The sequence below is a fragment of the Streptomyces sp. FIT100 genome, from assembly GCF_024584805.1.
Taxonomy (GTDB): domain Bacteria; phylum Actinomycetota; class Actinomycetes; order Streptomycetales; family Streptomycetaceae; genus Streptomyces.
The window spans coordinates 5,687,815-5,713,931 of record NZ_CP075715.1 but is presented as its reverse complement, the minus strand read 5'-3'; the positions used below and the strand labels follow the sequence as shown (position 1 = coordinate 5,713,931).

The following is a 26,117-nucleotide window of genomic DNA, read 5'->3' as shown; positions in this document are numbered from 1 at the left end:
GGTGTTCAGACTCCGGCGGGCGTACGGGCGGCGGACTGGTCGGACAGATCGGCGGGCGAGGCCAGGTGGCCCAGCACCGCGGTGGCGGCGGCGACCTGCGGGGAGACCAGGTGGGTGCGGCCGCCCTTGCCCTGCCGGCCCTCGAAGTTGCGGTTGGAGGTGGAGGCGGAGCGCTCTCCGGGGGCCAGCTGGTCGGGGTTCATGCCCAGACACATCGAGCAGCCCGCGTGCCGCCATTCGGCGCCGGCACCCTTGAAGACCTTGTCCAGGCCCTCCTCGACGGCCTGCAGCGCGACCCGCACGGAGCCGGGGACGACCAGCATCCGTACGCCGTCGGCGACTTTGCGGCCGTCCAGGATCGAGGCCGCGGAGCGCAGGTCCTCGATACGGCCGTTGGTGCAGGAGCCTACGAAGACGGTGTCGACCTCGATGTCGCGCAGCGCCTGCCCGGCGGTCAACCCCATGTACTCCAGGGCCTTTTCGGCCGCGAGCCGCTCCGAAGCGTCCTCGTACGAAGCCGGGTCGGGGACGTTCGCGGAGAGCGGCGCACCCTGGCCGGGGTTGGTGCCCCAGGTGACGAACGGGGAGAGTCCGGCGGCGTCGATGAGGACCTCGGCGTCGAAGACGGCGTCGTCGTCGGTGCGCAGCGTCTTCCAGTACGCGACCGCCGCGTCCCAGTCCTCGCCCTCGGGGGCGTGGTCGCGGCCCTGGAGGTAGTCGAACGTGGTCTGGTCGGGGGCGATCATGCCCGCGCGGGCGCCCGCTTCGATCGACATGTTGCAGATGGTCATGCGGGCCTCCATCGAGAGCTTCTCGATGGCGGAGCCGCGGTACTCCAGGATGTACCCCTGGCCGCCGCCCGTACCGATCTTCGCGATGATCGCCAGGATCAGGTCCTTGGCGGTGACGCCGTCGGGCAGCTCGCCCTCGACGGTGATCGCCATGGTCTTGGGACGGGCCAGCGGCAGCGTCTGGGTGGCCAGCACGTGCTCCACCTGGGAGGTGCCGATGCCGAACGCCAGCGCGCCGAAGGCGCCGTGCGTGGACGTGTGGGAGTCGCCGCAGACCACGGTGGTGCCGGGCTGGGTCAGGCCCAGCTGCGGTCCCACGACGTGGACGACGCCCTGCTCGACGTCGCCCAGCGGGTGCAGCCGGACGCCGAACTCGGCGCAGTTCTTGCGCAGGGTCTCCAACTGTGCGCGGGAGACCGGGTCGGCGATCGGCTTGTCGATGTCGAGGGTGGGGGTGTTGTGGTCCTCGGTCGCGATGGTGAGGTCGAGCCGCCGCACCCGGCGGCCGTTCTGGCGGAGGCCGTCGAACGCCTGGGGGCTGGTCACCTCGTGCAGGAGGTGCAGATCGATGAAGAGGAGGTCGGGCTCGCCCTCGGCGCGCCGGACGACATGGTCGTCCCAGACCTTCTCCGCGAGTGTCCTACCCATCGCTTTCCCTCCGGCCCGGCAGCGCCGCCGGGCCCAACTAGAGATCGATTGCGTCTCTGTCTGCACTCCGGACACGCCGTGGTGCGCCGGGGGCGGAGGACGCCGGCCCTTGTGCGGCCGTACGTCCAGGTTCGCAACTTCTCGGAGAAATTGAACTTGCGTTTCACAGAGTGAGACGTGAGTATCGTTGCATGGACAACTCTAGCGGCGTCGGCGTTCTCGACAAGGCGGCTCTGGTACTGAGCGCCCTGGAGTCCGGTCCGGCCACCCTCGCCGGGCTGGTCGCGGCGACAGGGCTTGCACGACCCACGGCGCATCGCCTCGCCGTGGCTCTGGAACACCACCGGATGGTGGCGAGGGACATGCAGGGCCGGTTCATTCTGGGCCCGCGCCTGGCGGAGCTCGCCGCCGCGGCGGGCGAGGACCGTCTGCTGGCCACGGCGGGGCCGGTGCTGACCCATCTGCGCGATGTGACCGGCGAGAGCGCGCAGCTGTACCGCCGGCAGGGAGACATGCGGATCTGTGTGGCGGCCGCGGAGCGGCTGTCCGGACTGCGGGACACGGTGCCCGTGGGGTCGACCCTCACGATGAAGGCGGGCTCGTCGGCCCAGATCCTGATGGCCTGGGAGGAGCCGGAGCGGCTGCACCGCGGTCTCCAGGGCGCCCGCTACACGGCGACGGCCCTGTCGGGCGTCCGGCGCCGGGGCTGGGCCCAGTCCATCGGCGAGCGCGAGCCGGGCGTCGCGTCCGTGTCCGCCCCGGTGCGGGGGCCTTCGAACCGGGTGGTGGCGGCGGTCTCGGTATCCGGACCGATCGAGCGCCTGACCCGCCACCCCGGCCGTATGCACGCCCAGGCCGTCATCGACGCCGCGGCCCGCCTCACCGACGCCCTCCGCCGCACGAGCTGACCCCGCGCCTGCCGGACGGGCCCGGGCCTTCCGGTCCCGGGCCCGTCCGGCGAGCGGAGCGCGGCGACCGCGGCGGTTCAGACCGCCTTGAGACGGTCCGCCGCCCGCTCGCCCCGGCGGGCGACCGGGACGACGTCCGTCGCCGCGCCCAGCCCGAACGCCGGCATGTTCACGTACACGTTCTCGTACGATCCGGCCGGCACGAGGTACGTCTCGTGCCAGAAGCCGACCTTGTCCTTGCCCTCGCGCATCCGCCGGTTGAACGCCGTCCAGGCCGGCCGGTGCTCCTTGTCCTGCGCCGCGGCATAGGCGAGGAGCTTCTCCTTCGACTCCCAGTACTGGACCGTGTACAGGACCCGCGGCGCACCGAGCAGCAGTTGGTAGCCCAGCAGTCCGCTGTCCTTGTCCTGTGACAGTTCCCTCAGCATCCTCGGCATCGCCTTGAAGACGGGCCACCAACTCCGCACCGCCCGGAAGCTGTTGACGCGCATCCCGATGAGGAAGACGACCACTTCCCCCTGCGCCTCCGCCGTCATGCGCCCTTGGATCGGCTGCTGCTTGCCCATCGCTGGTCCCCCTTGCGAGGATTGTTGGATAGTGGAGCTATCTACTATTGGATAGTGCCACTCTCCAAGGAAGGGTGCAAGGGAAATGCGACTGGCGGAGCTCAGCGAGCGCAGCGGTGTGCCCACCGCGACGATCAAGTACTACCTGCGCGAGCAGCTGCTGCCGCCCGGCCGGCGCGTCAGCGCCACCCAGGCCGAGTACGACGAGGAGCATCTGCGCCGGCTCCGGCTGGTCCGTGCGCTGATCCAGGTCGGCCGGATACCGGTCGCCGTCGCCCGTGACGTCCTCGCGGCCGTCGCCGACGACAGCCTCGGCCACCACATGCGGCTGGGCGCGGCCGTGTGGTCCATCCCGCACGGGCCGGAGCCGGACGAGAAGGACCCGGCCACCGACCGCGCGCGCCGGACCGCCGAAGCGCTGCTGGAGCGGCTGGACTGGAGCTTCGGCCGGCAGACGGGCGCCGACTCACCGGCGTACCGGATGCTGGTCGCCGGGATCGCGACGATGAGCCGGCTCGGCTACCCCTGCGACGTGGAGCAGCTGCTCCCCTACGCCCGCAGCGCGGCCGAACTCGGCGTCATCGACCTGGACTTGGTGGAGCGGTACGAGGACGAGGAGGAGCAGGTGGAGGCGGCGGTGGCGCTCACCGTGCTGTACGAGCCGGTGCTGCTGAGCCTGCGCAGGCTGGCCCAGGCGGAGGAGTCGCACCGCCGCTTCGGCTAGGGGGTGTCCGGTGGATCAGGCTGGATCAGCGAGCGGCGTCATGGGGCTTCGGATCCAAGGCGGAGGAGGGAGACAACGCGGGAGACGGAGTCGCAGGGCGTCGCGAGCCCAGCATGATCCGCCGGACACCCCCTAAGGGGTTCCGGTGGATCCTGCCGTGCGGATCGGGCCGGCAGGATCCGGAGGCAGACTCTGGGCCATTCGGGAGACGGGAACGCGAGAAGGCCCTCCCCAAGAGGGGAGGGCCTTCTCGTCACGTACCCCCGACCGGATTCGAACCGGCGCTACCGCCTTGAGAGGGCGGCGTGCTAGGCCGCTACACAACGGGGGCAAGATCTTGATCCATTGAGCGGATCCGCTGGCCTACCTGGACTCGAACCAAGACTAACTGAACCAGAATCAGTCGTGCTGCCAATTACACCATAGGCCACTGGTGGTATAGACCAGTTGGTACCCCCGACCGGATTCGAACCGGCGCTACCGCCTTGAGAGGGCGGCGTGCTAGGCCGCTACACAACGGGGGCCCTAGCGATCCCACCCGGTGGAAACCGGGTGTTGTCACTGCGAGGGCACCGGGAGCGACCCAGGTGACCAGCAGGATGGATCTGTACCCCCGACCGGATTCGAACCGGCGCTACTGCCTTGAGAGGGCAGCGTGCTAGGCCGCTACACAACGGGGGCTTTGCAGATGAGCTCTGCGAGCTGGCCTACCTGGACTCGAACCAAGACTAACTGAACCAGAATCAGTCGTGCTGCCAATTACACCATAGGCCATCAAAACTCAACCCCCCTACGGGGGTCTTGTTTGATTGTGCGCCTTCGGTGCCGGTCTTTCGACCTGCTCCCCTCGGCGCAGGAAGAACATTACCTGAAGGTGGACGGCGCTCCAAAACGGGTATCGGGCCGCAGCAGGCCCGGAAGCTCCGCCAGCCCCGTGATCCGGATCAGCTCCGGCCGGCCGCCCCGCCCGCCCCGGTCCAGCCAGATACCGGTGAGACCGGCCCCGGCCGCGCCGCACGCGTCGATGTCCGGGTGGTCGCCGACGTAGGCGACGTCGGCGGGCGGCAGCCCGAGCGCCTCGCAGGCGGCGTGGAAGGCGGCGGGCTCCGGCTTGGAGACGCCGAGCTCCACGGCGCACAGCACCGCCTCGAACCGGTCCCGTACGCCGAGGGTGCGCAGCTTGCGGTCCTGGTTGTGGATCGAGGAGTTCGACAGGACGGCGTGACGGAAGTACCCGGCGAGCAGGTCGAGCACGGGCAGGACGTCGGGGAAGAGCGACCAGGCGCTCTCGTAGTGCACGACATGGCGGGCGAACCAGTCGTCCGCCTCCGCGTCGCTCAGCTTCCGGTCCAGGAAGGCCCGCACCCGGTCACGGCGCTGCCCCTGGAAGTCGGTCTCCCCGGCGGCCATGCGCGCCCAGTGCACATCGGTGAGCTCCCGCCAGCGCAGCAGCGCCTGCTCCACGGAGGCGTATCCGTGCGGCAGCCCGTCGTCGTCGAGCATCCGCCGCAGCCCTTCGCGGTCCGCACTGGTGTAGTCGAAGATCGTGTCGTCGATGTCCCAGAGGACCGCCCGGATGGCCATGAGCCCAGGCTAGCCCGGCAGACGCCGGGGGCGGCAGCCTTGCCGGCTGCCGCCCCCGGGGCGTACGGAACGTACGGAGTGGGACTACGCCTGCGCCGCCAGCCTGGTCAGCGCCGCGTCGATCCGCTGGAGCGTCCGCTCGCGGCCCAGGATCTCCAGGGACTCGAAGAGCGGGAGGCCGACCGTGCGGCCCGTGACCGCGACGCGGACCGGGGCCTGGGCCTTGCCGAGCTTGAGGCCGTGCTCCTCGCCGGCGGCCAGTACCGCGTTCTTCAGCGACTCGGGGCTGGACCAGTCGGCGTCGGCCAGCTTCTCGCGGGCCGTGCGCAGCAACGCGTCCGAGCCCTCCTTCATCGCCTTCTGCCAGGACGCCTCGTCCTCGGCCGGCTCGGGCAGGAAGAGGAAGTCGACGTTGGCGGTGATGTCGGACAGGACCGTGAGACGGGTCTGGGCGTGCGGGGCGATCGCCTCCCACGCGGCCTGGTCGAAGTCCTCGGGCGCCCAGGGGGCGTGCGGGGCCCGCAGCCACTGCTCGCACGCCTCGGCGAAGGTCTTCACGTCGAGCCGGCGGATGTGGTCCGCGTTGATCGCCTCGGCCTTCTTGAGGTCGAAGCGCGCCGGATTGGCGTTGACGTCCGCGATGTCGAACTTCTCGATCATCTCGGCGATCGAGAACACGTCCTGGTCGGCCGAGAAGGACCAGCCCAGCAGGGAGAGGTAGTTGAGCAGGCCCTCGGGCAGGAAGCCGCGCTCGCGGTAGAGGTTGAGCGAGGCCTGCGGGTCGCGCTTGGAGAGCTTCTTGTTGCCCTCGCCCATCACATACGGGAGGTGCCCGAAGGCCGGGATCTCCTTGGCGATGCCGAGCTCGATCAGCGCCTTGTAGAGCGCGATCTGGCGCGGAGTGGAGGACAGCAGGTCCTCGCCGCGCAGCACGTGCGTGATCCCCATCAGCGCGTCGTCGACGGGGTTGACGAGCGTGTAGAGCGGGGCGCCGCTGGCGCGGACGATGCCGTAGTCCGGCACGTTCTCCGGGGTGAAGGTGAGCTCGCCGCGGACGAGGTCGGCGAAGGTGATCGGCTCGTCGGGCATCCGGAAGCGGACGACGGCCTCGCGGCCCTCGCGCCGGTAGTCGGCCTTCTGCTCGTCGGTGAGGTCGCGGCAGTGCCCGTCGTAGCCGGAGGGCCGGCCGGCCGCCCGGGCGGCCTCGCGGCGCTCGTCGAGCTCGGTGACGGTGCAGTAGCAGTGGTACGCGTACCCGCCGGTGAGGAGCTTCTCGGCGACGTCCTTGTAGATGTCCATCCGCTGCGACTGGCGGTACGGCGCGTGCGGGCCGCCGACCTCGGGGCCCTCGTCCCAGTCGAACCCGAGCCAGTGGAAGGCGTCCAGGAGCTGCTCGTACGACTCCTCGGAGTCGCGGGCCGCGTCGGTGTCCTCGATGCGGAAGACGAGCCGGCCGCCGGTGTGCCGGGCGAACGCCCAGTTGAACAGGGCGGTGCGGACCAGGCCCACATGGGGGTTGCCGGTCGGCGAGGGACAGAAACGTACGCGGACGTTCGTCGCGTTAGCCACGCTTGATCACCTTGTTGGTGAGAGTGCCGATGCCTTCGATGGTGACGGCGACCTCGTCGCCGACGTTGAGGGGGCCGACCCCGGCGGGGGTGCCGGTGAGGATGACGTCTCCGGGGAGCAGCGTCATGGCCTCGGTGATGTGGACGACCAGGTCCTCGATGGAGCGGATCATGTCGCTCGTCCGACCCAGCTGGCGCTGCTCGCCGTTGACCGTGCACTGGATGGTGAGGTCGGCGGGGTCGAGGTCGGTCTCCACCCAGGGGCCGAGCGGGCACGAGGTGTCGAAGCCCTTGGCCCGGGCCCACTGCTTCTCGCGCTTCTGGGCGTCGCGCGCGGTGACGTCGTTGGCGCAGGTGTAGCCGAAGACGACGTCCTTGACGCGCTCGCGCGGGACCTCGCGGCACAGCCGGCCGATGACGACGGCGAGCTCGGCCTCGTGGTGCAGCTCGTGGGAGAAGGACGGGTACTCGATGGCGTCACCGGAGCCGATCACCGAGGTGGTGGGCTTGAAGAAGGCGACGGGCACGTCCGGGACCTCGTTGCCGAGCTCCGCCGCGTGCTCCGCGTAGTTGCGGCCGATGGCCACGACCTTGTTGGGGAGTACGGGCGGCAGGAGCCGGACCTTGCTCAGCGGGACCTTGGTACCGGAGAGCTCGAAGTCGGCGTAGGGAATGCCCTTGATGATGTCGAGGACGAGGCCGGCGGGGTCGCCGGTCCCGTCGCCCTCGACAGCGCCGAAGGCGACATTGCCGTCGATGGAGAATCTGGCGATGCGCACGGGATGCCTTACGCCCCTCTGCTTCCGCTGGCTGGAGTCTGACGCCCCAGGCTAACGCGGGAGAGGGGCCCGGCCTGCCCCATGACCGCGCCGCTGCGGCGCGGGCGGTACGCGGCTACGGCGCCACCGGGGCGTTCATCAGCGTGGTGCGGCGGGGGTTGGCCGTCTGGGTGGGGAGGTCGACCGAGTGCTCCGGCGGGGTCTCCGGCAGCAGTTCGCCGGCGTCATCGAGGTGCGCCAGCGTCGTACGCCGGGGGTTGGCTATGTTGCGGAACATCATGGTCTTCATCGGTTGATTCGGTCCTTGTCGGAGCGGTGGTCTTTGTAAAGCGTCAGGCTAGACAGCCGTTTCCCTGCGAAAGCATGGGTAAGGCATCGATCTATGTGTGAGTTTGCTCACGAAGTGGCTCGCAATTCCGTCATTCCGGACGGGTCACGGCCACCGGGGAAACGGACATTGCGTAGCTGAATGAGTCATTCCGCTGCCGATCATGGCGACTGGGGCACCCCCCACCCGTATGCGACTCGTTGTTAAAAGTCCTATTCCTCCGAGATCACTTTCTACGGCTCGTGACACGACAGTTACAACGTGTCACTCAGGTCACAGGCCGGTACACGGCCCTTGTTGGAGATCCGTCACTGTGCTGGAATTCCACGCACCGCCGCGGGTTTCAGGCCGGCGCGCAGGGGCGCAACGCAGCGCCGAGTGGCGGCGGGAAGGGGGATCAGCGCCAGTCACTCACCATCAAAGGGGCGCGCTCATGGCCCCGGACGACGCCGACACCGTCTCGCCGTTCACGCGGAGGGACGCCTGGTCCAGAGGTTGCGACGCTAGTGCAGGGACGTTTCAAGAGGGATGGCATGGGGTCTCCCCCGGCCCGCCATGGCCGAGGGGATGCTGCGGCGGAGCACGAGCCGCACGGCGGGACCGACCGCGGCTCCTCGCCCCAGCACACCCAGAACCAGGCCCAGCCCCCGGGCAGTGACGGCGGCGACCGCGGTACGCGCTCCGGCGCGGCGCCAGGCGGCGCAGCCGGCGCGACGGCCCCGCTGAAGCCCAAGGGCCCCACCGACACGGGCTCGCGAATAGCGCTGCGCAACTGGCGCATCAGCACCCGACTGGTCTCCCTGCTCACGCTCCCCGTGGTCGCCGCGACCACGCTGGGCGGACTCCGTATCAACGAGTCGATGAGCGACATGGAGCAGCTGGAGCACATGCAGCTGCTCACGAAGATGACCAGAGAGGCGACCGCGCTCGCCGAGGCGCTCCAGAACGAGCGCGACCACGCGGCCGGCCCGCTGGCGCACGGCAGCGACCCCGCGACGGACTTCAAGGTCACACAGCCCCGCAAGGTCACCGACCAGCGCAAGGAGGCATTCCTCGATGCCACCAGCGACATCGGTGACACCACGGGGGACGACGCGCTGGAGAGCATCCGCTCCAACGTCGCCCAGATCGCCCAGCAGATCCACGCGATCACCGAGATCCGGCAGAAGGCGTACGCCAAGGGCGGGTCGCCCACCCAGACGATCACGCAGTACGGCCGTCTGATCGACTCGCTGCTGAGCCTGTCCCAGGACATGGCCCAGGCGACCAGCAACCCGGACATGATCAAGCGGACCCGCGCGCTGGCCGCGTTCTCGTCCGCCAAGGAGTACGCGTCGATCCAGCGCGCCATCATCGCGGCCGCGCTGCCGAAGAACGCCACGGGCTCGATCACGCTGTCCGAGAACGACCGCCAGACCGGCCAGGACGCGGCGGAGAACGAGCGCCAGGAGATGGAGTCGTTCAACGCCATCTACGCCTCGCTCGGCGGCAACGCGGAGGAGCTGGTGGCTCCGCTGGAGACCGGCAACTCCGAGATCGAGAAGGCGGACAAGTACGCGGACCGGCTGCTGCGCAACAAGGGCAACCTGACCGGCTTCGAGCGCCGCAGCTACCTGGACTGGACCGACCAGGCGGACACCAAGATCCAGGCGATGAACACCATCGAGGAGACCCTCCTCGGTGAGATGGAGAGCCGCGCCCGCGAGCTGAAGCAGGAGTCGCAGCAGGACGCCATCATCAACGGTGCGCTGATCCTGGTCGTCCTCGGCGTCTCGCTCGTCGGCGCCTTCGTCGTCGCCCGGTCCATGATCCGCTCGCTGCGCCGCCTCCAGGACACCGCGACCAAGGTCGCCCAGGACCGGCTGCCCGAGCTCGTCAAGCAGCTCTCCGAGTCCGACCCGCAGGACGTCGACACCCACGTCGAGTCCGTCGGTGTGCACTCCCGGGACGAGATCGGCCAGGTGGCCGCGGCCTTCGACGACGTGCACCGCGAGGCGGTCCGCCTCGCCGCCGAGCAGGCCCTGCTCCGTGGCAACGTCAACGCGATGTTCACCAACCTGTCGCGCCGTTCGCAGGGTCTCATCCAGCGTCAGCTGTCGCTCATCTCCGAGCTGGAGTCCCGCGAGGCCGACCCGGACCAGCTGTCCTCGCTCTTCAAGCTGGACCACCTCGCGACCCGTATGCGCCGGAACGGCGAGAACCTCCTCGTCCTCGCGGGCGAGGAGCCGGGCCGCCGCTGGACCCGGCCCGTCCCGCTCGTCGACGTGCTCCGTGCCGCCGCCTCCGAGGTGGAGCAGTACGAGCGCATCGAGCTGGCCGCCGTGCCGGCCACCGAGGTCGCCGGCCGCGTCGTCAACGACCTCGTGCACCTCCTCGCCGAGCTGCTGGAGAACGCGACGTCGTTCTCCTCGCCGCAGACCAAGGTCCGGGTGACCGGTCACGCGCTTCCGGACGGCCGCGTCCTCGTCGAGATCCACGACACCGGAATCGGCCTCTCCCCCGAGGACCTCGCCGCGATCAACGAGCGGCTGGCGTCGCCGCCGACCGTGGACGTCTCGGTCTCCCGCCGCATGGGTCTGTTCGTGGTCGGCCGCCTGTCCCTGAGGCACGGCATCCGGATCCAGCTGCGTCCGTCCGACTCCGGTGGTACGACCGCGCTGGTCATGCTCCCCGTCGATGTCGCCCACGGCGGCAAGAAGGCTCCGGGCAAGCCCGGTGCGGGCGCGCAGAACGGCGCCCCGCAGGGGCCCGCGGGTCCCGGTGGCGGACGCGGTCCGGCCGGTGGGCCCGGCGGTCCGGGCGGAGCCGGTGGCCCCGGCGGCGGCCGGCCCGGTCTCGGCGGAGGTCCCTCGGGCGGCCCCGGCGGCGCGTCCGCGGGAATGCTCGGCGCCGGTGCGCCGCGCGGCCAGGTCGGCGCGGGATCGGCGCCGCGGGCGGCGCTGCCCGGGCGGGACGGCGCGCCGTACCAGGGCGGCCCCCAGCAGGACCCGTCGCGTCAGGCCGGGGCTCCGGCCGGCGCGTTCGGCGCCGACAGCGGCCGTGGCCGGCCCGGCGCCCAGGACCGTCAGGACACCCCCCAGGGCGGCACCCGCGGACGCGGACGCAACCGGCAGGGCGCGCCCGCCGCTGACGACCGCGGCCGTCAGCTGCCGACCTCCGGTGGCCCGCGCGGCGAGCTGCCGGGCAGCGGCCAGCAGGGCCCGCGCGCGCAGCGCCCCGAGACCACCAGCTGGGGCAGCGAGCAGCCGTCCGTGCCGCAGCGCTCCCCGATGGACGCCCCGCGCGGCCACGAGGACCCCGAGTCCACCGGCCAGTACGCCCGCCCCATGGGCGCGGCGAACGACCGGCAGGGCCCCGGCTCCACCGCCGAGTTCGCCCGCCCGGACTTCCAGGGCCCCCGGCCCGGCGCCCAGGACCCGGCCGCCACGGAGCAGTTCGCGCGTCCGGACTACAACGCCCCGCGTCCCGCCCCCGCGCAGCAGGCTTACGGCCAGGGCGCCCAGCGTCAGCAGCGCGACACGGCCGACTACGGAGCACCGCGTCCCCCGGCCGGGAGCCTGCCTCCGCAGCAGCAGCACGACGCGCTGCCGCCGGCGAACAGCCCCGGTGACGGCCGTACGCCGCTGTACGACACACTGGAGACCAACTGGTTCCACGGTGCGCACGGCGGCCAGGGCGGCCAGGGCGCTCCGAACGGCTACGGCGCTGGGGGCCAGCAGCCCCCGGCCGCTCCGCAGCAGCCCGGCGGGCGTCCGGCAGCGGCCATGCCGCCGCGCCGCCCCGCAGGCCAGGGCGGTCAGCCGGGCCAGCCCGGCCAGAGCGGTCAGTACAACGCGAGTGCGCCCGCCTGGCGCACCTCGCCCAACGACGATCTGGTGCGCCAGGCCGAGCGGGCCCGCAAGCCCTCGGCCGGCGGGATCACCACGTCGGGTCTGCCCAAGCGGGTTCCGCGCGCCAACCTGGTGCCCGGTACCGCGCAGGAGCAGAGCCACCAGTCGGGTCCGCAGGTCTCCCGCGCCCCCGACGACGTCAGGGGCCGGCTGACCAACCTCCGCCGGGGTATCCAGCAGGGCCGCCAGGCGGGCAGCACCGGCAACACGGGCAGCTTCAACGGCGGCCCCACTCACCGTCAGGAGCGTTAGTGTGAGCCCGATGAGCCAGGCGGCGCAGAATCTGAACTGGTTGATCACCAACTTCGTGGACAACACCCCCGGGGTGTCCCACACCGTGGTGGTCTCCGCCGACGGACTCCTGCTGGCGATGTCCGAGGGGTTCCCGCGCGACCGCGCCGACCAGCTGGCGGCCGTCGCATCCGGTCTGACCTCGCTGACCGCAGGTGCCTCGCGCATCTTCGAAGGCGGCACGGTCAGTCAGACCGTCGTGGAGATGGAGCGCGGCTTCCTCTTCATCATGTCCGTCTCGGACGGCTCCTCGCTGGCCGTACTCGCCCACCCCGACGCCGACATCGGCCTCGTGGGCTACGAGATGGCCCTCCTGGTCGACCGCGCCGGCAGCGTCCTCACCCCGGACCTCCGCGCCGAACTCCAGGGAAGTCTGCTGCACTAGTAGTCGTACGAAATGCTCCTCACATCCGCCCTACACCGTCAGGCCGCCCCATCCGGCCCCCCACCGGCCCAGTCAGACGGCACAGCCGACCACTTGCTGTCACTCCCGGAGGATTCATGACCCCGCCCCCCGCCTCTCACGATCCGTACGGTGTCCCGGTGGACACCGATTACGGTCATGAAGGCGACCAGCCGCTGGTGCGTCCTTATGCGATGACCGGCGGCCGGACCCGGCCGCGCTACCAGCTCGCCATCGAGGCGCTGGTCAGCACCACGGCCGACCCGGCGCATCTTGCGACACTTCTGCCCGAGCACCAGCGGATCTGCCACCTGTGCCGGGAGGTCAAGTCGGTCGCCGAGGTGTCGGCGCTGCTGTCCATGCCGCTCGGTGTGGCGCGGATCCTCGTGGCGGACCTGGCGGAGGCAGGCATGGTGGCGATCCACCAGCCGGGCAACGGAGAGGCCGGCGGCACGCCGGACGTGACACTGCTCGAAAGGGTGCTCAGTGGACTTCGGAAGCTCTAGCGGCGGAGCGGGACGGGCGACCACCTCCGCGAAGATCGTGGTGGCGGGCGGCTTCGGCGTGGGCAAGACCACGTTCGTCGGCGCCGTCTCGGAGATCAACCCGCTGCGTACCGAGGCCGTCATGACATCCGCGTCCGCGGGCATCGACGACCTCACTCACACCGGAGGCAAGACGACCACCACGGTCGCCATGGACTTCGGCCGCATCACCCTGGACCAGGACCTGATCCTGTACCTCTTCGGTACCCCCGGACAGGACCGCTTCTGGTTCATGTGGGACGACCTCGTCCGCGGCGCCATCGGCGCCGTCGTACTCGTCGACACCCGCCGCCTCGCCGACTGCTTCCCCGCCGTCGACTACTTCGAGAACAGCGGACTCCCCTTCGTCGTGGCACTCAACGGCTTCGAAGGACACCAGCCGTACACCCCCGACGAGGTACGTGAAGCGCTCCAGATCGGGCCAGGGACCCCGATCATCACCACCGACGCCCGCCACCGCGCGGACGCCAAGAGCGCCCTCATCACCCTCGTCGAGCACGCACTCATGGCCCGTCTCAAGTAGGCGCGTGTATACGGCAGTTGTCGTAGAGAAATCGTGGGCGGGCTGTGTCTTTTGACACGGTCCGCCTCCGTGTTCATAACGTTTCGACAGAGAATTGGCCGGGCTCGGACACTCGACGCATCCGGCTGGTACCGCTGTGCTCACATTGGCCCCGCTATTTGCCGGGGCTCGCTCTTTATGCCCGTTTTATCGGTGGCCAGGAGAGCCCGGAACGGCCTGTTCCCGCTGTTTGGAACGGACCCGCCCGGCGTGCTGAAATCAACGAACTCGTGAGTAGTACGGCCCTGAACAATAATCGGCACAACGTAGGTGCCGACGCCGAGAGGTTGTTGGTCGAGTGAGGCGAAGCAAATCGAGCTCCGCAGAGCAGCTGGCGCGGGGCAACTTCACCCCGCCCCCGCGTGCAGCGGCGTCGCCTGCGGATGTGCAGCCCGTGGCGACCCCCAGCAGCGGCAGCTCCAGCAGACTGTCCCCGCGCAACTGGCGTGTGCCCACCCGGCTGAACGCCATCCTCCTGATCCCTGCACTGGTCGGCCTCGTCATGGGCGGCTTCCAGGTGAAGGGCTCGATCGACACCTGGAACGAGGCGCAGGACGCCGAGAAGACGGCGCTCATCGTGCGCGCCGCCTCGGAGTACGGCCAGGCGCTGCTCAACGAGCGTGACCTCACCGCCGAGCCGCTGCTCCAGGGCAAGCGGGACGCCGAGATCGTCGAGCAGACCCGGGCGGCCACCGACGCCGCCAAGAAGAAGTTCGACGAGGCCGTCCAGGACATGCCCCAGAAGCAGGGCCTGGAGCGCCGCCTCAAGCTCTTCCGGAACGCCGAGCCCGCCCTCGCGGACCTGCGCAAGGCCGCCTACTCGGTCGCGTTCGAGACCGCCGAGAAGAAGCAGGACAACTCCGGCGGGCCGGTGGCCACGCAGGAGGGCTACGTCGGGGTCCACCACTACCTGATGGAGTTCTCGAACGAACTCGGCCTCGGTACCGGGAACGTCACCAGCTTCGGCCGCATGGTCTACGCGATCCAGCTCGCCAAGGCCGCCGAGTCGCTCCAGCGCTCCATCGGCATGGAACTGCTGGTGCGCCCGAGCGACAAGCAGGCCGTCAAGGGCGGCCAGGTCCTCGCCTTCTCCTCGTACGCCTACCTGGAGGGCATCGCCCTCGGTGAGTACGTCTCCGGCGGTACGGACGAGGACACCGAGAAGCTCAAGTCGGTCATGGGCGCCAAGTCGGAGGAGGGCGCCGCCAAGCTCACCGCCGCCGCCCAGCAGGCCAAGGCCGCCGGCATCGACTTCAAGGCCCCGCCCGTCAAGAACGGCTCCGTCTACGACGGGATGGTGGCCGCCATCGGCACCGGCGACGACCCCGAGGAGCTCGCCGCGCGCGGTGTGACGCCGACGGTCTGGATGGCCGCCGCCACCGCCAAGTTCGACGGCTACACGGAGATCGAGAAGGACCTCGTCGACAAGTCCGTGTCCGAGGCCGCCCGGATCGCCGACGAGGCCAGGACCGACGCCGTCGTCAACGGTCTGATCACCATCATCGCCCTGCTCACCGCGTTCATCGTGGCCGGCATGGTGGCCCGCCAGATGAGCCGCTCGATGCGCCAGCTGCGCACCGCGGCCTTCGGCATCGCCGAGCAGCGGCTGCCGATGCTGGTCGACCAGCTGTCCCGTACCGAGCCCGGCCGGGTCGACACCCGGGTGCAGCCGATCCCGATCGACACGCAGGACGAGATCGGCGAGGTCGCCCGCGCCTTCGACCAGGTCCACCGCGAGGCCGTGCGGCTCGCCGCCGAGCAGGCCCTGCTCCGTGGCAACGTCAACGCGATCTTCACCAACCTGTCGCGCCGCAACCAGTCGCTGATCGAGGGCCAGCTGACCCTGATCACCGACCTGGAGAACAACGAGGCCGACCCGGACCAGCTGGAGAACCTCTTCAGGCTGGACCACCTCGCGACCCGTATGCGCCGCAACGGCGAGAACCTCCTCGTCCTCGCCGGCGAGGAGCCCGGCCGCCGCTGGAACCAGCCGGTGCCGCTGGTGGACGTGCTCCGCGCCGCCTCCTCCGAGGTGGAGGCGTACGAGCGCATCGAGCTGACCGGTGTCCCGGAGAGCGAGATCCACGGCCAGGCCGTGACCGACCTCGTGCACCTCCTCGCCGAGCTGCTGGAGAACGCGACGACGTTCTCCTCGCCGCAGACGAAGGTCCGCGTCACCGCGACCCGGCTGCCCGACGGCCGCGTCATGGTCGAGATCCACGACAAGGGCATCGGCCTGACCGCCGAGGACTTCGCCGACATCAACCACAAGCTGGCCAACCCGCCGACGGTGGACGCCGCCGTCTCGCAGCGCATGGGCCTGTTCGTGGTCGGCCGCCTCGCCGACCGGCACGGCATCCGCGTCCAGCTGCGCCCCTCGGGCGAGCAGGCCGGTACGACCTCGCTGGTGATGCTCCCGGACGCGATCACCCACGGTGGCGGTGGCGAGCCCCTCGCCGCCCAGGACGACTTCACCGTCTCGCAGATGATCCCGACGCAGCAGGCGTTCGACGCCGCCCCGATGCGCACCGCCGCGGAGCTTGGCTTCGACGACTCCCGCTACGAGGACCAGCCGGCGGACTCCCGCCAGCTGGACCCGGTCAACCGCTCGCTGATGCGCGAGGAGCGCCGGGCGGCGCTCGGATCGCAGGCGCACGGCGGCGACCGCCCGCTCTTCCGCGACGAGGCCCAGCAGCCGGCCTACGGCGAGCAGGAGCAGTACGCCGAGTACGCCGAGGGCCAGTACGCCGACGAGCAGTACGACCAGGGCTTCGCACCGCAGGAGCAGCAGCCCGCGTACGAGCAGAACGGCTACGGCTACGACGGTGGCGACGGCTACGACCGCACCGGCGAGTTCCCGGCCTCCGGCGGTTACCCCGAGCACGCCGAACAGGGCTATGCGGAAGGCTCGTACGACGCGCCGCAGGAGCACCAGGCGCCGTACGACAACTCGTTCGCGCACGGCTCCCACCAGGGCGACTGGGCCGAACAGAGCGGCTACCAGGGCGCGTACGAGCCGGAGTACCGGCCGGATGCGGAATCTGCGCAGGGCGCTCCCGCGAACGGCTCCGACCGCGTAGGCTTCGACCGTCCGGGCACCGCTCCGAGCAACGGCCACCAGCTCACCGACGCCGGTCTGCCGCGCCGCGGTGGCGGCCAGCCGGCCCAGGGCGGCCAGGCCGCACAGACCCCGGCTCCGCAGGCACCGCCGCACGACGGCCGGGGCGACACGGAGGGTTCCGACGGCTGGCGTTCGGCGAATGACGAGCGCTGGCAGCGGGCCGAGAAGCTCCGCAAGCCCGCGGCCGGCGGAGTCACCACGTCCGGTCTCCCCCGGCGCGTCCCCAAGGCCAATCTGGTCGAGGGCACGGCGGAGCAGACCCCGCAGGGCGGACCCCAGGTTTCCCGCGCCCCTGAAGACGTGCGCGGCAGGTTGAGCAACCTGCGGCGCGGTGTTCAAAAGGGACGCAGCGCGGGAAACGACACGAACGGAATGGCCACTCGCGATCCACAGAGTGGCCCGGGTAATACCTACAACCAGGAGCGTTAGTGTGAGCCCGATGAGCCAGGCGGCGCAGAATCTGAACTGGTTGATCACCAACTTCGTGGACAACACCCCCGGGGTGTCCCACACCGTGGTGGTCTCCGCCGACGGACTCCTGCTGGCGATGTCCGAGGGGTTCCCGCGCGACCGCGCCGACCAGCTGGCGGCCGTCGCATCCGGTCTGACCTCGCTGACCGCAGGTGCCTCGCGCATCTTCGAAGGCGGCGCCGTCAATCAGACCGTCGTGGAGATGGAGCGCGGCTTCCTCTTCATCATGTCCGTCTCGGACGGCTCCTCGCTGGCCGTACTCGCCCACCCCGACGCCGACATCGGCCTCGTGGGCTACGAGATGGCCCTCCTGGTCGACCGCGCCGGCAGCGTCCTCACCCCGGACCTCCGCGCCGAACTCCAGGGAAGTCTGCTCAACTAGCAGAACGACAGTGCGTTTCCCGCCACCGCACCATAGGGTGCGGTGGCGCGGCACCACAGGGACATGGACCGGGCGTACGGCACTCGGAGGAGGAGAACAGTGGCAACACCCCCAGGCGGACACCCATATGACGGTGCTCACCAGTCTCCGGGTGAGCAAGGCCGGAACCGCTTCAACTTTCCCTCCACGCCGAGCAGACAGGGCGGTCCGCAGCCGTACCAGCGGCCGCAGCAGCCGTACGACCCGTCCTACGACCAGCCCCAGCCTCAGTCTCAGCCCCAGGCACCCCGGATCCAGCCGGTGGCGCCTCGCCGGAGCCCCGCTCCGGCACCCGCGGCGGCCAACCACAACCCGTTGGTGCGTCCGTACGCGATGACCGGCGGCCGGACCCGGCCGCGCTACCAGCTCGCCATCGAGGCGCTGGTCAGCACCACGGCCGATCCGATGCGGCTGCAAGGGCAGTTGCCCGAGCACCAGCGGATCTGCCAGCTGTGCTTCGAGATCAAGTCGGTCGCCGAGATCTCGGCACTCCTCTCCATCCCCCTCGGCGTTGCCCGGATCCTCGTCGCCGACCTGGCGGAGGCCGGACTCGTCGCCATCCACCAGCCCGGCGGCGACGAGTCCGCCGGCGGCCAGCCAGACGTGACACTGCTCGAAAGGGTGCTCAGTGGACTTCGGAAGCTCTAGCGGCGGAGCAGCCCGCTCAACCACCAGTGCGAAGATCGTGGTGGCGGGCGGCTTCGGCGTGGGCAAGACCACGTTCGTCGGCGCCGTCTCGGAGATCAACCCGCTGCGTACCGAGGCCGTCATGACATCCGCGTCCGCGGGCATCGACGACCTGACCCACACCGGGGACAAGACCACCACCACGGTCGCCATGGACTTCGGCCGCATCACCCTGGACCAGGACCTGATCCTGTACCTCTTCGGTACCCCCGGACAGGACCGCTTCTGGTTCATGTGGGACGACCTCGTCCGCGGCGCCATCGGCGCCATCGTGCTCGTCGACACCCGCCGCCTCGCCGACTGCTTCCCCGCCGTCGACTACTTCGAGAACAGCGGACTGCCCTTCGTCGTGGCACTCAACGGCTTCGAAGGACACCAGCCGTACACCCCCGACGAGGTACGCGAGGCGCTCCAGATCGGGCCCGACACCCCGATCATCACCACCGACGCCCGCCACCGCGCGGACGCCAAGAGCGCCCTCATCACCCTCGTCGAGCACGCACTCATGGCCCGCCTCCGGTAAGCCGGCCGCCGTACCGGTGTCCCGTACGCAGGGAAGGCCCCGCACTCCGTCATGGAGTGCGGGGCCTTCCTCTTCGGCACCGTGCCGACACGCACGAAGGCCCCCGTTCCGGGAAGGGAGCGGGGGCCTTCGGAGGCGTCGGGCGTCAGCCCTGCCAGGAGTGGGGGGCGCGGAAGCCGGACTGGCGTTCCAGACGGCGCCAGCCGGCCGTGCTGCGGCCGCGGCCGGCCGGGGCGGCGGGGTGCGCGGCGGCGCGGGCGAGCAGGACGGCGGTGATCGCGGCCAGCTCCTCGGCGTCGGCGTGGCCCTTCTCGACGCGGAGCAGGGACTCGGCGGACATGGTCATCTGCAGTGTTCTCCTCGTGGGTTACTGCGGGGGGTTGCCGTGCTTGCGGGACGGCAGGTCGGCGTGCTTCGTGCGGAGCATGGCGAGGGAGCGGATGAGCACCTCGCGGGTCTCGGCCGGGTCGATGACGTCGTCGACCAGGCCGCGCTCCGCGGCGTAGTAGGGGTGCATCAGTTCGGCCTTGTACTCCTTGACCATGCGCGCGCGCATGGTGTCGGGGTCCTCGGCGTCGGCGATCTGACGGCGGAAGATGACGTTGGCGGCGCCCTCGGCGCCCATCACCGCGATCTCGTTCGTGGGCCAGGCGTAGGTCAGGTCCGCACCGATGGACTGGGAGTCCATGACGATGTACGCGCCGCCGTACGCCTTGCGCAGGATCAGCGAGATCCGCGGCACGGTCGCGTTGCAGTACGCGTACAGCAGCTTCGCGCCGTGCCGGATGATGCCGCCGTGCTCCTGGTCGACGCCGGGCAGGAAGCCGGGCACGTCCAGCAGGGTGACGATCGGGATGTTGAACGCGTCGCACATCTGCACGAAGCGAGCGGCCTTCTCGGACGCCTCGATGTCGAGCACGCCGGCCAGCGTCTGCGGCTGGTTGGCGACGATGCCGACGACCTGTCCGTCCAGGCGGGCCAGGGCGCAGATGATGTTGCGCGCCCACCGCTCGTGGATCTCGAGGTAGTCGCCGTCGTCGACGACCTCCTCGATGACCTTGTGCATGTCGTAGGGGCGGTTGCCGTCGGCCGGGACGAGGTCCAGGAGGACGTCGGAGCGCCGGTCGGCCGCGTCCTCGGTGTGGGCGTGCGGCGGGTTCTCGCGGTTGTTCTGCGGGAGCATCGACAGGAGGTAGCGCACCTCGGCGATGCAGGTCTCCTCGTCGTCGTACGCGAAGTGCGCGACGCCGGAGGTCTCGGCGTGCACGTCCGCGCCGCCCAGCCCGTTCTGGGTGATCTCCTCACCGGTGACCGCCTTGACGACGTCCGGTCCGGTGATGAACATCTGCGAGGTCTCGCGGACCATGAAGACGAAGTCGGTCAGCGCCGGGCTGTAGGCGGCGCCGCCCGCGCACGGGCCGAGCATCACGCTGATCTGCGGGATGACGCCGGATGCCTTGGTGTTGCGCTGGAAGATGCCGCCGTAGCCGGCCAGGGCGGAGACGCCCTCCTGGATACGGGCGCCGGCGCCGTCGTTGAGGGAGACCAGCGGCGCGCCCGCCGCGATGGCCATGTCCATGATCTTGTGGATCTTCGTGGCGTGGGCCTCGCCCAGCGCACCGCCGAAGATCCGGAAGTCGTGTGCGTAGACGAAGACCGTCCGGCCCTCGACCGTGCCCCAGCCGGTGATCACACCGTCGGTGTACGGCCGCTTCGCCTCCAGGCCGAAACCGGTCGCCCGGTGCCGCCGCAGCTGCTCGACCTCCCGGAACGAACCCGCGTCCAGCAGCAGCTCGATGCGCTCACGCGCGGTCAGCTTGCCCTTGGCATGCTGGGCCTCGGTGGCTCGGTCACTGGGGCCGCGCCGCGCCTCGTCACGGAGGGCGTGCAGCTCGGCCACCCGCCCGCGCGCATCGGTCGCCTCGCCGGCGGTCTCGTCCAAAACGGTCATGTACCGACCCTACGGACCCGGACAAGAAAATCCTGCCGTTGACTCCGTACAGTCTCGCGGCCGTTCTGCTGTCAGCCTCGAACAGAACCATCCCGCCTGGCGGGCGAAGTACCAGCTCGTCACTGCCCCGGATTGTCGGGGTCCGACAAGGACGTCATCCTCCCGTCAGCCGGTGGCCATCTCGCGCGGGCGCCTGGCCGGCCCGGAGAGTGGCGGCGCGCTCACACAGGGTACGGACGTCCGGCGCCGGGGTGCGGTGTTGTCGGGGGTCTCCAGCCCGGCGCCGTCGGTGTGGCCTGTCGGAGCGGTCCGTCGGAGCGGCTCGGGGAGGACTTCGGCATCATCCCGCACGGGGAATCTTCGCAGAGGGACCATTCACCGGATCGGCGCCATGGCCGGGTACGCCACCGGCCCCCGCCCTGGTGCCAGGGCGGGGGCCGGTGCGGGGGCGGGTGCGGGGGCGGGTGCGGGGGCCGGTGCGGGGGCGGGTGCGGGGGCCGGTGCGGTCCGCGCGGGTCAGGACGCGCAGTGGAAGCGCGCACTCCCCCAGTCGGCGTGGTCGTTGCCGTTCCCGTCGCCGCCGTCGTCCACGACCAGCTCGACGTACTTCGCGCCGGTGACGTCCGCGCTGAGGCCCCACGCGCTGTCGGCGGCCTTCAGCACGGGCGAGGCGACCTTCTCCGTGCCGTCGGCGGTGACGCTGAACCGCACGCTGCCGCGGGCGGTCTGGACGTCGTCCACGCCGACCTCGGCCGTGAACGAGGTGCACTTGCCGCCCAGGTAGTAGCGGACCTTCGCCGGGGCGTGGGTGCCGAGCCCCTTCTCGTAGGCCACTCCCCCGATCTTCAGAGGACTGCCGTCGCCCGCGCCGGTCTCGCCGTTGGAGAGGTCGCGCTCGACCGGCCCCCAGCCGTTCTCGGCGGCGGTCCAGTCGAGGTCGCTCGCCCAGGCGTCGGCCGTCGGCGGCGGCGGCAGGGTCCGTACGGAGGTGGCCGCCGCGAGGCTCCGCGGGGAGCCCGCCACCTTGTACGCGGCCGACGAGCCGAGCTCGTACGTCCGGTACGCGGCGTCGACGGGCGGGGTGACCTGCCAGGTGGCCGTGGCCTTCGCGCCCGGTGCCACGGAGTCGAAGGACACCGCGCCCGCGGGCTCGGCGGTCCAGCCCTCGGGGAGGGCCAGTCCCAGGGCGACGTCGGTGGCTGCGGTCGCCTCGTCGTTGGTGAAGACGGCCCTGACCTCGTTGCCGGTGCCCGGCTCCAGCGTCTCGGCGGCCGCGGTGACGGCGAGCGTGCCGCAGGCGGGCGCCTCGGAGGCCGGCCCGAGGTCGGTCACGGTGAAGCCGTCCATGACGAAGTCCGCGCCGTCCGGGGCGCTGTCGCGCTTGCGCAGCCCGGTCCAGGTGTCGCCGCAGCCCGCGGTGACGGTCTCGCTGAAGTGGCCGGTGGTGCGCTGCTCGCCGATGGGTGTGCCGCGGGTCTCGACGGAGCCGCCGGAGGCCCGGTCGTAGCCGGTGATCCACTCGTAGGCGCCGGCGTGGCTGGACTGGTAGGAGTACTCGACCCGGTAGCTGTGCCCGTCCTTCATGGGCACGGTCCAGGGCGCGGTCCGGTAGACCAGGCCGCTGTTCTCCTCGTGCGACTTGAGGGACTCCTTGCCGGCGAGCACGTCGTCGATGCGCTTCCCGTTCCAGCCGGCCTGGGTGTACGGGGCGTGCAACTGGCTGACGTGCGTGCGCGGGTCCGTCACTCCGCCCGCATCGCCCTTGACGAACGGCCCCCAGCCCTGGTCGACGGCCTCGAAGTCCTCGTGTACGAGCGCCCCGGGCCTGGTGGCGGGGGCGTTGGCGACGAGCCGTACGTCATCGACCCGTACGGCGGCGGCCGGACCTCCCGCGGCGTCGATCCGCAGGGTGACCGCGCCGCCCGCGGGGGCGGTGAAGTTCACCTTGGCGCGCTGGAGGTTGGTGGAGTGCCAGTCGGACGCGGCGACGGTGTTCTCGACGGCGGAGCGCTCGACGGTGGCGGACTGTCCGCCGGCGGACAGGACGGTGCGGCGCGAGGTGCCCGGCTCGACCTCGATCCACGCGGAGGCGCTGTACCGCTTGCCCGGCTCAAGCCCGGTGATCCGCTGGGAGAGCGAGGCGGCGCCGGTGCCGGTGATCCGGGCGGAGTTGCGGCCGTGGGCGTCGGTGTCGCGGGCGACGGCGCCGGTCTTCGTCCAGGCGCTCAGCCCGGCACCGTTGAAGCCGGGGTCGTCGACGGGGCTGCCCTCGCCCCACCGCGGGTCCTGCGCCGTGGGCGCCCGGTCCGGGTAGAGGACGTAGGGCCGGCCCGCCTCGGCCTCAAGGGTGACCTTGCCGCCGGCGGGCCGTACGGTGCCGGTCTTCACGCGGCCGTTGTCGGTGAGCTTGTAGACGGTGTACGAGCCGCTGCCCGGCACCGACCAACTGCTGCTTCCACCCTGCTTGTTGTAGTGGTAGAGCTTCTTCCCGCCGTCCCACGGCAGCAGGTAGCGGTCCCCGTCGAGTACCTTGCGCCCGTGGTCGTAGAAGGCGCGGCGGCCGTCCTCGACCGTGCCGCGCAGCTCTCCGGTGAGGCTGATGTCGTTGCCGTCCCAGCGGGTGATGCGCTGGTGCTGGAGGAACTTGGCGGGGAGGTTCTTCTCCCAGATGTTGGTGGAGAAGGCGGTCCAGTCGGTCTCTCCGGTCCAGCCCTCGAAGTCTTCGAGGGCGGTCTGGCCGAGGACCGGGTGGTTGTTCCAGACGTCCTTCTCACCGTTCCGGATGAACCGGATGATCTGCGAGTTCAGGCCCTTGTTGGTGGCGCCGCCGTAGTCGAGGTCGTTGGCCCAGTGGGACCAGAGCGAGCCACGCTCGAACTTGTCGGCCCACTCCGTGCCCACGGTCCAGCCCTGCGCCTGCACGGCCTGCATGGTCTTGTCGGCGATCCAGCCGTGCGTGTAGTAGACGTCGATGTAGAGGAAGTTCAGGTTCGGGTCGGTCTCGTCGCGCAGTTGCCGGAAGCGCCGGGCGAGGTCGCCGCTGTTGATGTCGCGGCGCTGGTCGATGTAGTAGCTCTGGTTGAGCCAGTTCCAGCCGGGCTTGCTCTTGTCGACGAGGGTCTCGCTGAAGTTCTTCGCCTCCGGGTAGGACTCGGTGGCGTTGACGTGCACGCCGAAGGTCGCGCCCCACTTCCTGCCGCTCGCGAGGAGCTTGTTGAGGTCGGTGAGCCCGCCGGCGCGCTTGTTGTAGTTGCCGCCGTAGTCGGGGTGGGCCGAGTCATGGCCCTCGGAGCCGTACCCCTTGAGGACGGCGAGCTGCCCGAGTCCGTCCGTGGAGAGCGAGATCCGCTTGACGTCGTCGAGGGTGCGCAGGAAGGGGTGGGTGGCCTGGCTGGCGAAGTTGAAGGGGATGTGGGTGACGACCCGGTCGGGGGTCTCCTCGCTGCCGGGCGCGGTGATCCCGATGGTCCGGAAGGCGACGGCGCCGTCCTGCCAGTCGGTCTTCCCGTCGCCGTTGGCGTCGGGCGTGACGACGACCTTGGCCCACGGGAGGTCCTTGCCGCTCTCGGGGCGGGGGGCGCCGTCGCCGCGGTAGGTCCACTGCCCTGACCAGACGCCGACGCGCGTGCTGCCGTCGGCGTCCTTGCGGGCCTGGTGCCAGAAGCGGGCGTCGTCGCCGCCGGTGGCGCCGGAGGGCTTGTCGTAGCTGGAGTTGGACTCGACGGCGGCGGCGAGGGCGCTCGTGTTGACGATGGCGTACGAGGCGCCGACGGGAGCGGCCTCGGGGGCCGTCGCGTCCGTGACCGTGCCGAAGACGTCCGCGGTCTTCGTCGAGTCGGGGTCGAGCCGGGTGAACGCGGTCGCGGCCCCCGCCTCCGTGCTCCCGACCGACACCAGGTCGTGCCCCGGGATGTCGATGGTCCCGACCCGGAACTCCTCGGTGTCCCGGACGGCCGTGACCCTGAAGGTGGTGGCACGGCCGGCGAGGGAGAGCACGGCGTCGATCTCGACGCCCGCGAGACCGGGGAAGGTGAGGGTGTACGCGGCGCTCGCGCCCTTGACGACGGGCGGGGCCTTCAGCTGCACGCGGTGGGCCGTGCCGTTGAGCGTGACCTCGGTGACCGCGCGGGTGCTGCCGTTGAGCCGGGCTCCGGTCGCGCGGTCGGTGTACGAGAGGACGCGCGGGAAGTCGTCGGCGACGGCGACGGCCAGCTGTCCCGAGGTGAGGACGGCGGACCCGTCCGCGGAGTCCGGGGCGGCGACGGCGGGCCCGGTCGGCGCTATGAGCGCGGCGGCCGTCGCGGCGGCGACGGCGCCGGTGGCCCAGGATCTCTTGGTGAACGACATGGGGACTGGGTAGCGGGGGCGTGTCCGCACCGTCAACGAAGTCGGACGGGAGGGACGCACCCAGTCCAACAACGCCCTTCGTTTAGTCCAAGTAGCCCGGACGGGCGAACCTCTCCCCCGATGCCGAAGAAAATGTTGAACCTTTAAGGGAATGGGTCTACGGTTGAGCTCGTTGAAGATTCAACGAGTGGCCGGGTAGGTCACTCCACCGCCCGACCCAAGCGTCCCCGAGGAGTAGTCATGGGCCTGTTCAACCGCAAGAACGACGTCGCCACCACCACCGCCGCCCCGCAGACGGTGAACCCCGCGCTGGCCGCGCTGACCGGCGAGTACACCATCGACCCCGCCCACAGCAGCATCGGCTTCACCGTCCGTCACGCCATGGTCACCAACGTCCGCGGCAGCTTCTCCGACCACGAGGGCACGCTGCGCCTCGACGGCTCGGACCCGTCCTCCTCGACGGCCACCATCGACGTCAAGATCGCCAGCGTGGACACCGGCATCGCCGACCGCGACGGCCACCTGTGCAGCGGCGACTTCTTCGACGCCGAGAAGTTCCCGATGATGACCTTCCGTTCCACCACGGCCGAGCAGCTGGGCGGGGAGAAGTACCGCATCACCGGCGACCTCACGATCAAGGACGTCACCCGCCCGCTCTCCATCGACCTGGAGTTCAACGGCGCGGCGACGGACCCCTACGGCAACGAGCGCGTCGGCTTCGAGGGCAGCGCGGAGATCCTGCGCTCCGAGTGGGGCCTGACCTGGAACGCGGCGCTGGAGACCGGCGGTGTGATGGTCAGCGACAAGGTGAAGCTGAACTTCGACATCTCCGCGATCAAGTCCGCGGCCTGACCGGGCCCGTCGAACCCCGGCCGGCCTCCCCGGCCCGCGGGTTCCGGGACCCCCATGAGCGCGCCCGCCGTTCCTACCCACCCCCAACCGGAACGGCGGGCGCTCGTGCGCGCGGACGACAACGGGCGGTCGGTTCAACGGACTGCCTGCCAGAGCC

20 protein-coding genes and 5 tRNA genes are annotated in these 26,117 nt (G+C 70.6%); 11 read left to right on the top strand and 14 right to left on the bottom strand.

Annotated features, from left to right (window positions below; all coding sequences use genetic code 11):
• Positions 1-5: 5 nt before the first annotated feature.
• Positions 6-1,439, bottom strand: coding sequence for a 3-isopropylmalate dehydratase large subunit (gene leuC, locus KK483_RS25770; protein ID WP_262007598.1), 1,434 nt, complete (start codon positions 1,437-1,439; stop codon positions 6-8).
• A gap of 191 nt (positions 1,440-1,630) precedes the next feature.
• Here leuC and ndgR point away from each other — a divergent pair, with 191 nt between their 5' ends.
• On the top strand, positions 1,631-2,347 hold the full coding sequence (gene ndgR, locus KK483_RS25765) for an IclR family transcriptional regulator NdgR (protein ID WP_242330040.1): 717 nt from the start codon (positions 1,631-1,633) through the stop codon (positions 2,345-2,347).
• A 77-nt stretch (positions 2,348-2,424) separates the two neighbouring features.
• On the opposite strand, the gene KK483_RS25760 is transcribed toward ndgR, so the two are convergent.
• Positions 2,425-2,913 carry a DUF4188 domain-containing protein gene (locus KK483_RS25760; protein WP_262007597.1) on the bottom strand — a complete coding sequence of 163 codons (489 nt, stop codon included), beginning with the start codon at positions 2,911-2,913 and terminating at the stop codon, positions 2,425-2,427.
• Positions 2,914-2,998: 85 nt separating this feature from the next.
• On the opposite strand from KK483_RS25760, the gene KK483_RS25755 reads away from it, so the two are divergent.
• Positions 2,999-3,637 carry a MerR family transcriptional regulator gene (locus KK483_RS25755; protein WP_262007596.1) on the top strand — a complete coding sequence of 213 codons (639 nt, stop codon included), beginning with the start codon at positions 2,999-3,001 and terminating at the stop codon, positions 3,635-3,637.
• A gap of 258 nt (positions 3,638-3,895) precedes the next feature.
• Here KK483_RS25755 and KK483_RS25750 read toward each other — a convergent pair.
• From KK483_RS25750 to KK483_RS25710, 9 genes are all read right to left on the bottom strand, one after another.
• Positions 3,896-3,968: transfer RNA gene (locus KK483_RS25750), tRNA-Glu, on the bottom strand.
• Between the two features lie 27 nt (positions 3,969-3,995).
• Positions 3,996-4,067 (bottom strand) — tRNA-Gln (locus KK483_RS25745).
• 18 nt (positions 4,068-4,085) lie between these two features.
• Positions 4,086-4,161 (bottom strand) — tRNA-Glu (locus KK483_RS25740).
• An 84-nt stretch (positions 4,162-4,245) separates the two neighbouring features.
• Positions 4,246-4,318, bottom strand: a tRNA-Glu gene (locus KK483_RS25735).
• Between the two features lie 21 nt (positions 4,319-4,339).
• Positions 4,340-4,411: transfer RNA gene (locus KK483_RS25730), tRNA-Gln, on the bottom strand.
• A 90-nt stretch (positions 4,412-4,501) separates the two neighbouring features.
• A complete protein-coding gene (locus KK483_RS25725) occupies positions 4,502-5,221 on the bottom strand; it encodes an HAD family hydrolase (RefSeq protein ID WP_262007595.1) in 720 nt (239 codons plus the stop codon).
• An 84-nt stretch (positions 5,222-5,305) separates the two neighbouring features.
• The gene (gene gltX / locus KK483_RS25720) at positions 5,306-6,790 is read right to left on the bottom strand and encodes a glutamate--tRNA ligase (protein ID WP_262007594.1); all 1,485 of its coding nucleotides are present in this window, start codon (positions 6,788-6,790) and stop codon (positions 5,306-5,308) included.
• Positions 6,783-7,568: a fumarylacetoacetate hydrolase family protein gene (locus KK483_RS25715; protein ID WP_262007593.1), complete on the bottom strand. Its 786-nt coding sequence runs from the start codon at positions 7,566-7,568 to the stop codon at positions 6,783-6,785. The genes gltX and KK483_RS25715 overlap by 8 nt, the downstream gene beginning before the upstream one ends.
• Positions 7,569-7,683: 115 nt before the next feature.
• Positions 7,684-7,857 carry a hypothetical protein gene (locus tag KK483_RS25710; protein WP_262007592.1) on the bottom strand — a complete coding sequence of 58 codons (174 nt, stop codon included), beginning with the start codon at positions 7,855-7,857 and terminating at the stop codon, positions 7,684-7,686.
• Positions 7,858-8,429: 572 nt separating this feature from the next.
• Between KK483_RS25710 and KK483_RS25705 the strand changes: the two genes are divergently transcribed.
• The 8 genes from KK483_RS25705 (at position 8,430) to KK483_RS25670 (ending at position 18,810) form a co-directional block, all read left to right on the top strand.
• On the top strand, positions 8,430-12,038 hold the full coding sequence (locus KK483_RS25705) for a nitrate- and nitrite sensing domain-containing protein (protein ID WP_262007591.1): 3,609 nt from the start codon (positions 8,430-8,432) through the stop codon (positions 12,036-12,038).
• Positions 12,039-12,048: 10 nt separating this feature from the next.
• Positions 12,049-12,462, top strand: a complete 414-nt coding sequence (locus KK483_RS25700; protein ID WP_262009693.1) for a roadblock/LC7 domain-containing protein — start codon at positions 12,049-12,051, stop codon at positions 12,460-12,462.
• A gap of 116 nt (positions 12,463-12,578) precedes the next feature.
• Positions 12,579-12,986, top strand: a complete 408-nt coding sequence (locus KK483_RS25695; RefSeq protein WP_242330032.1) for a DUF742 domain-containing protein — start codon at positions 12,579-12,581, stop codon at positions 12,984-12,986.
• Positions 12,967-13,548 carry an ATP/GTP-binding protein gene (locus KK483_RS25690; RefSeq protein WP_262007590.1) on the top strand — a complete coding sequence of 194 codons (582 nt, stop codon included), beginning with the start codon at positions 12,967-12,969 and terminating at the stop codon, positions 13,546-13,548. The genes KK483_RS25695 and KK483_RS25690 overlap by 20 nt, the downstream gene beginning before the upstream one ends.
• Positions 13,549-13,885: 337 nt before the next feature.
• Positions 13,886-17,137: a nitrate- and nitrite sensing domain-containing protein gene (locus KK483_RS25685; protein WP_262007589.1), complete on the top strand. Its 3,252-nt coding sequence runs from the start codon at positions 13,886-13,888 to the stop codon at positions 17,135-17,137.
• A gap of 10 nt (positions 17,138-17,147) precedes the next feature.
• Positions 17,148-17,561, top strand: coding sequence for a roadblock/LC7 domain-containing protein (locus KK483_RS25680; protein WP_018551717.1), 414 nt, complete (start codon positions 17,148-17,150; stop codon positions 17,559-17,561).
• Positions 17,562-17,660: 99 nt separating this feature from the next.
• Entirely contained in the window at positions 17,661-18,248 is a 588-nt protein-coding gene (locus KK483_RS25675) for a DUF742 domain-containing protein (protein ID WP_262007588.1), read from the top strand.
• A complete protein-coding gene (locus KK483_RS25670; RefSeq protein ID WP_262007587.1) occupies positions 18,229-18,810 on the top strand; it encodes an ATP/GTP-binding protein in 582 nt (193 codons plus the stop codon). Before KK483_RS25675 ends, KK483_RS25670 begins: the two co-directional genes overlap by 20 nt.
• A 145-nt stretch (positions 18,811-18,955) precedes the next feature.
• Here KK483_RS25670 and KK483_RS25665 read toward each other — a convergent pair whose 3' ends face one another.
• The 3 genes from KK483_RS25665 to KK483_RS25655 form a co-directional block, all read right to left on the bottom strand.
• The gene (locus KK483_RS25665) at positions 18,956-19,156 is read right to left on the bottom strand and encodes an acyl-CoA carboxylase subunit epsilon (RefSeq protein ID WP_242330027.1); all 201 of its coding nucleotides are present in this window, start codon (positions 19,154-19,156) and stop codon (positions 18,956-18,958) included.
• Between the two features lie 21 nt (positions 19,157-19,177).
• Positions 19,178-20,761 carry an acyl-CoA carboxylase subunit beta gene (locus tag KK483_RS25660; protein ID WP_262007586.1) on the bottom strand — a complete coding sequence of 528 codons (1,584 nt, stop codon included), beginning with the start codon at positions 20,759-20,761 and terminating at the stop codon, positions 19,178-19,180.
• Positions 20,762-21,277: 516 nt separating this feature from the next.
• Complete coding sequence (locus KK483_RS25655; protein ID WP_262007585.1) at positions 21,278-25,108, bottom strand: endo-alpha-N-acetylgalactosaminidase family protein; 3,831 nt, start codon at positions 25,106-25,108, stop codon at positions 21,278-21,280.
• Between the two features lie 240 nt (positions 25,109-25,348).
• Here KK483_RS25655 and KK483_RS25650 point away from each other — a divergent pair, with 240 nt between their 5' ends.
• Positions 25,349-25,960 (top strand): YceI family protein, encoded by a 612-nt coding sequence (locus KK483_RS25650; RefSeq protein WP_262007584.1) that lies wholly within the window; start codon positions 25,349-25,351, stop codon positions 25,958-25,960.
• Positions 25,961-26,117: the final 157 nt, after the last annotated feature.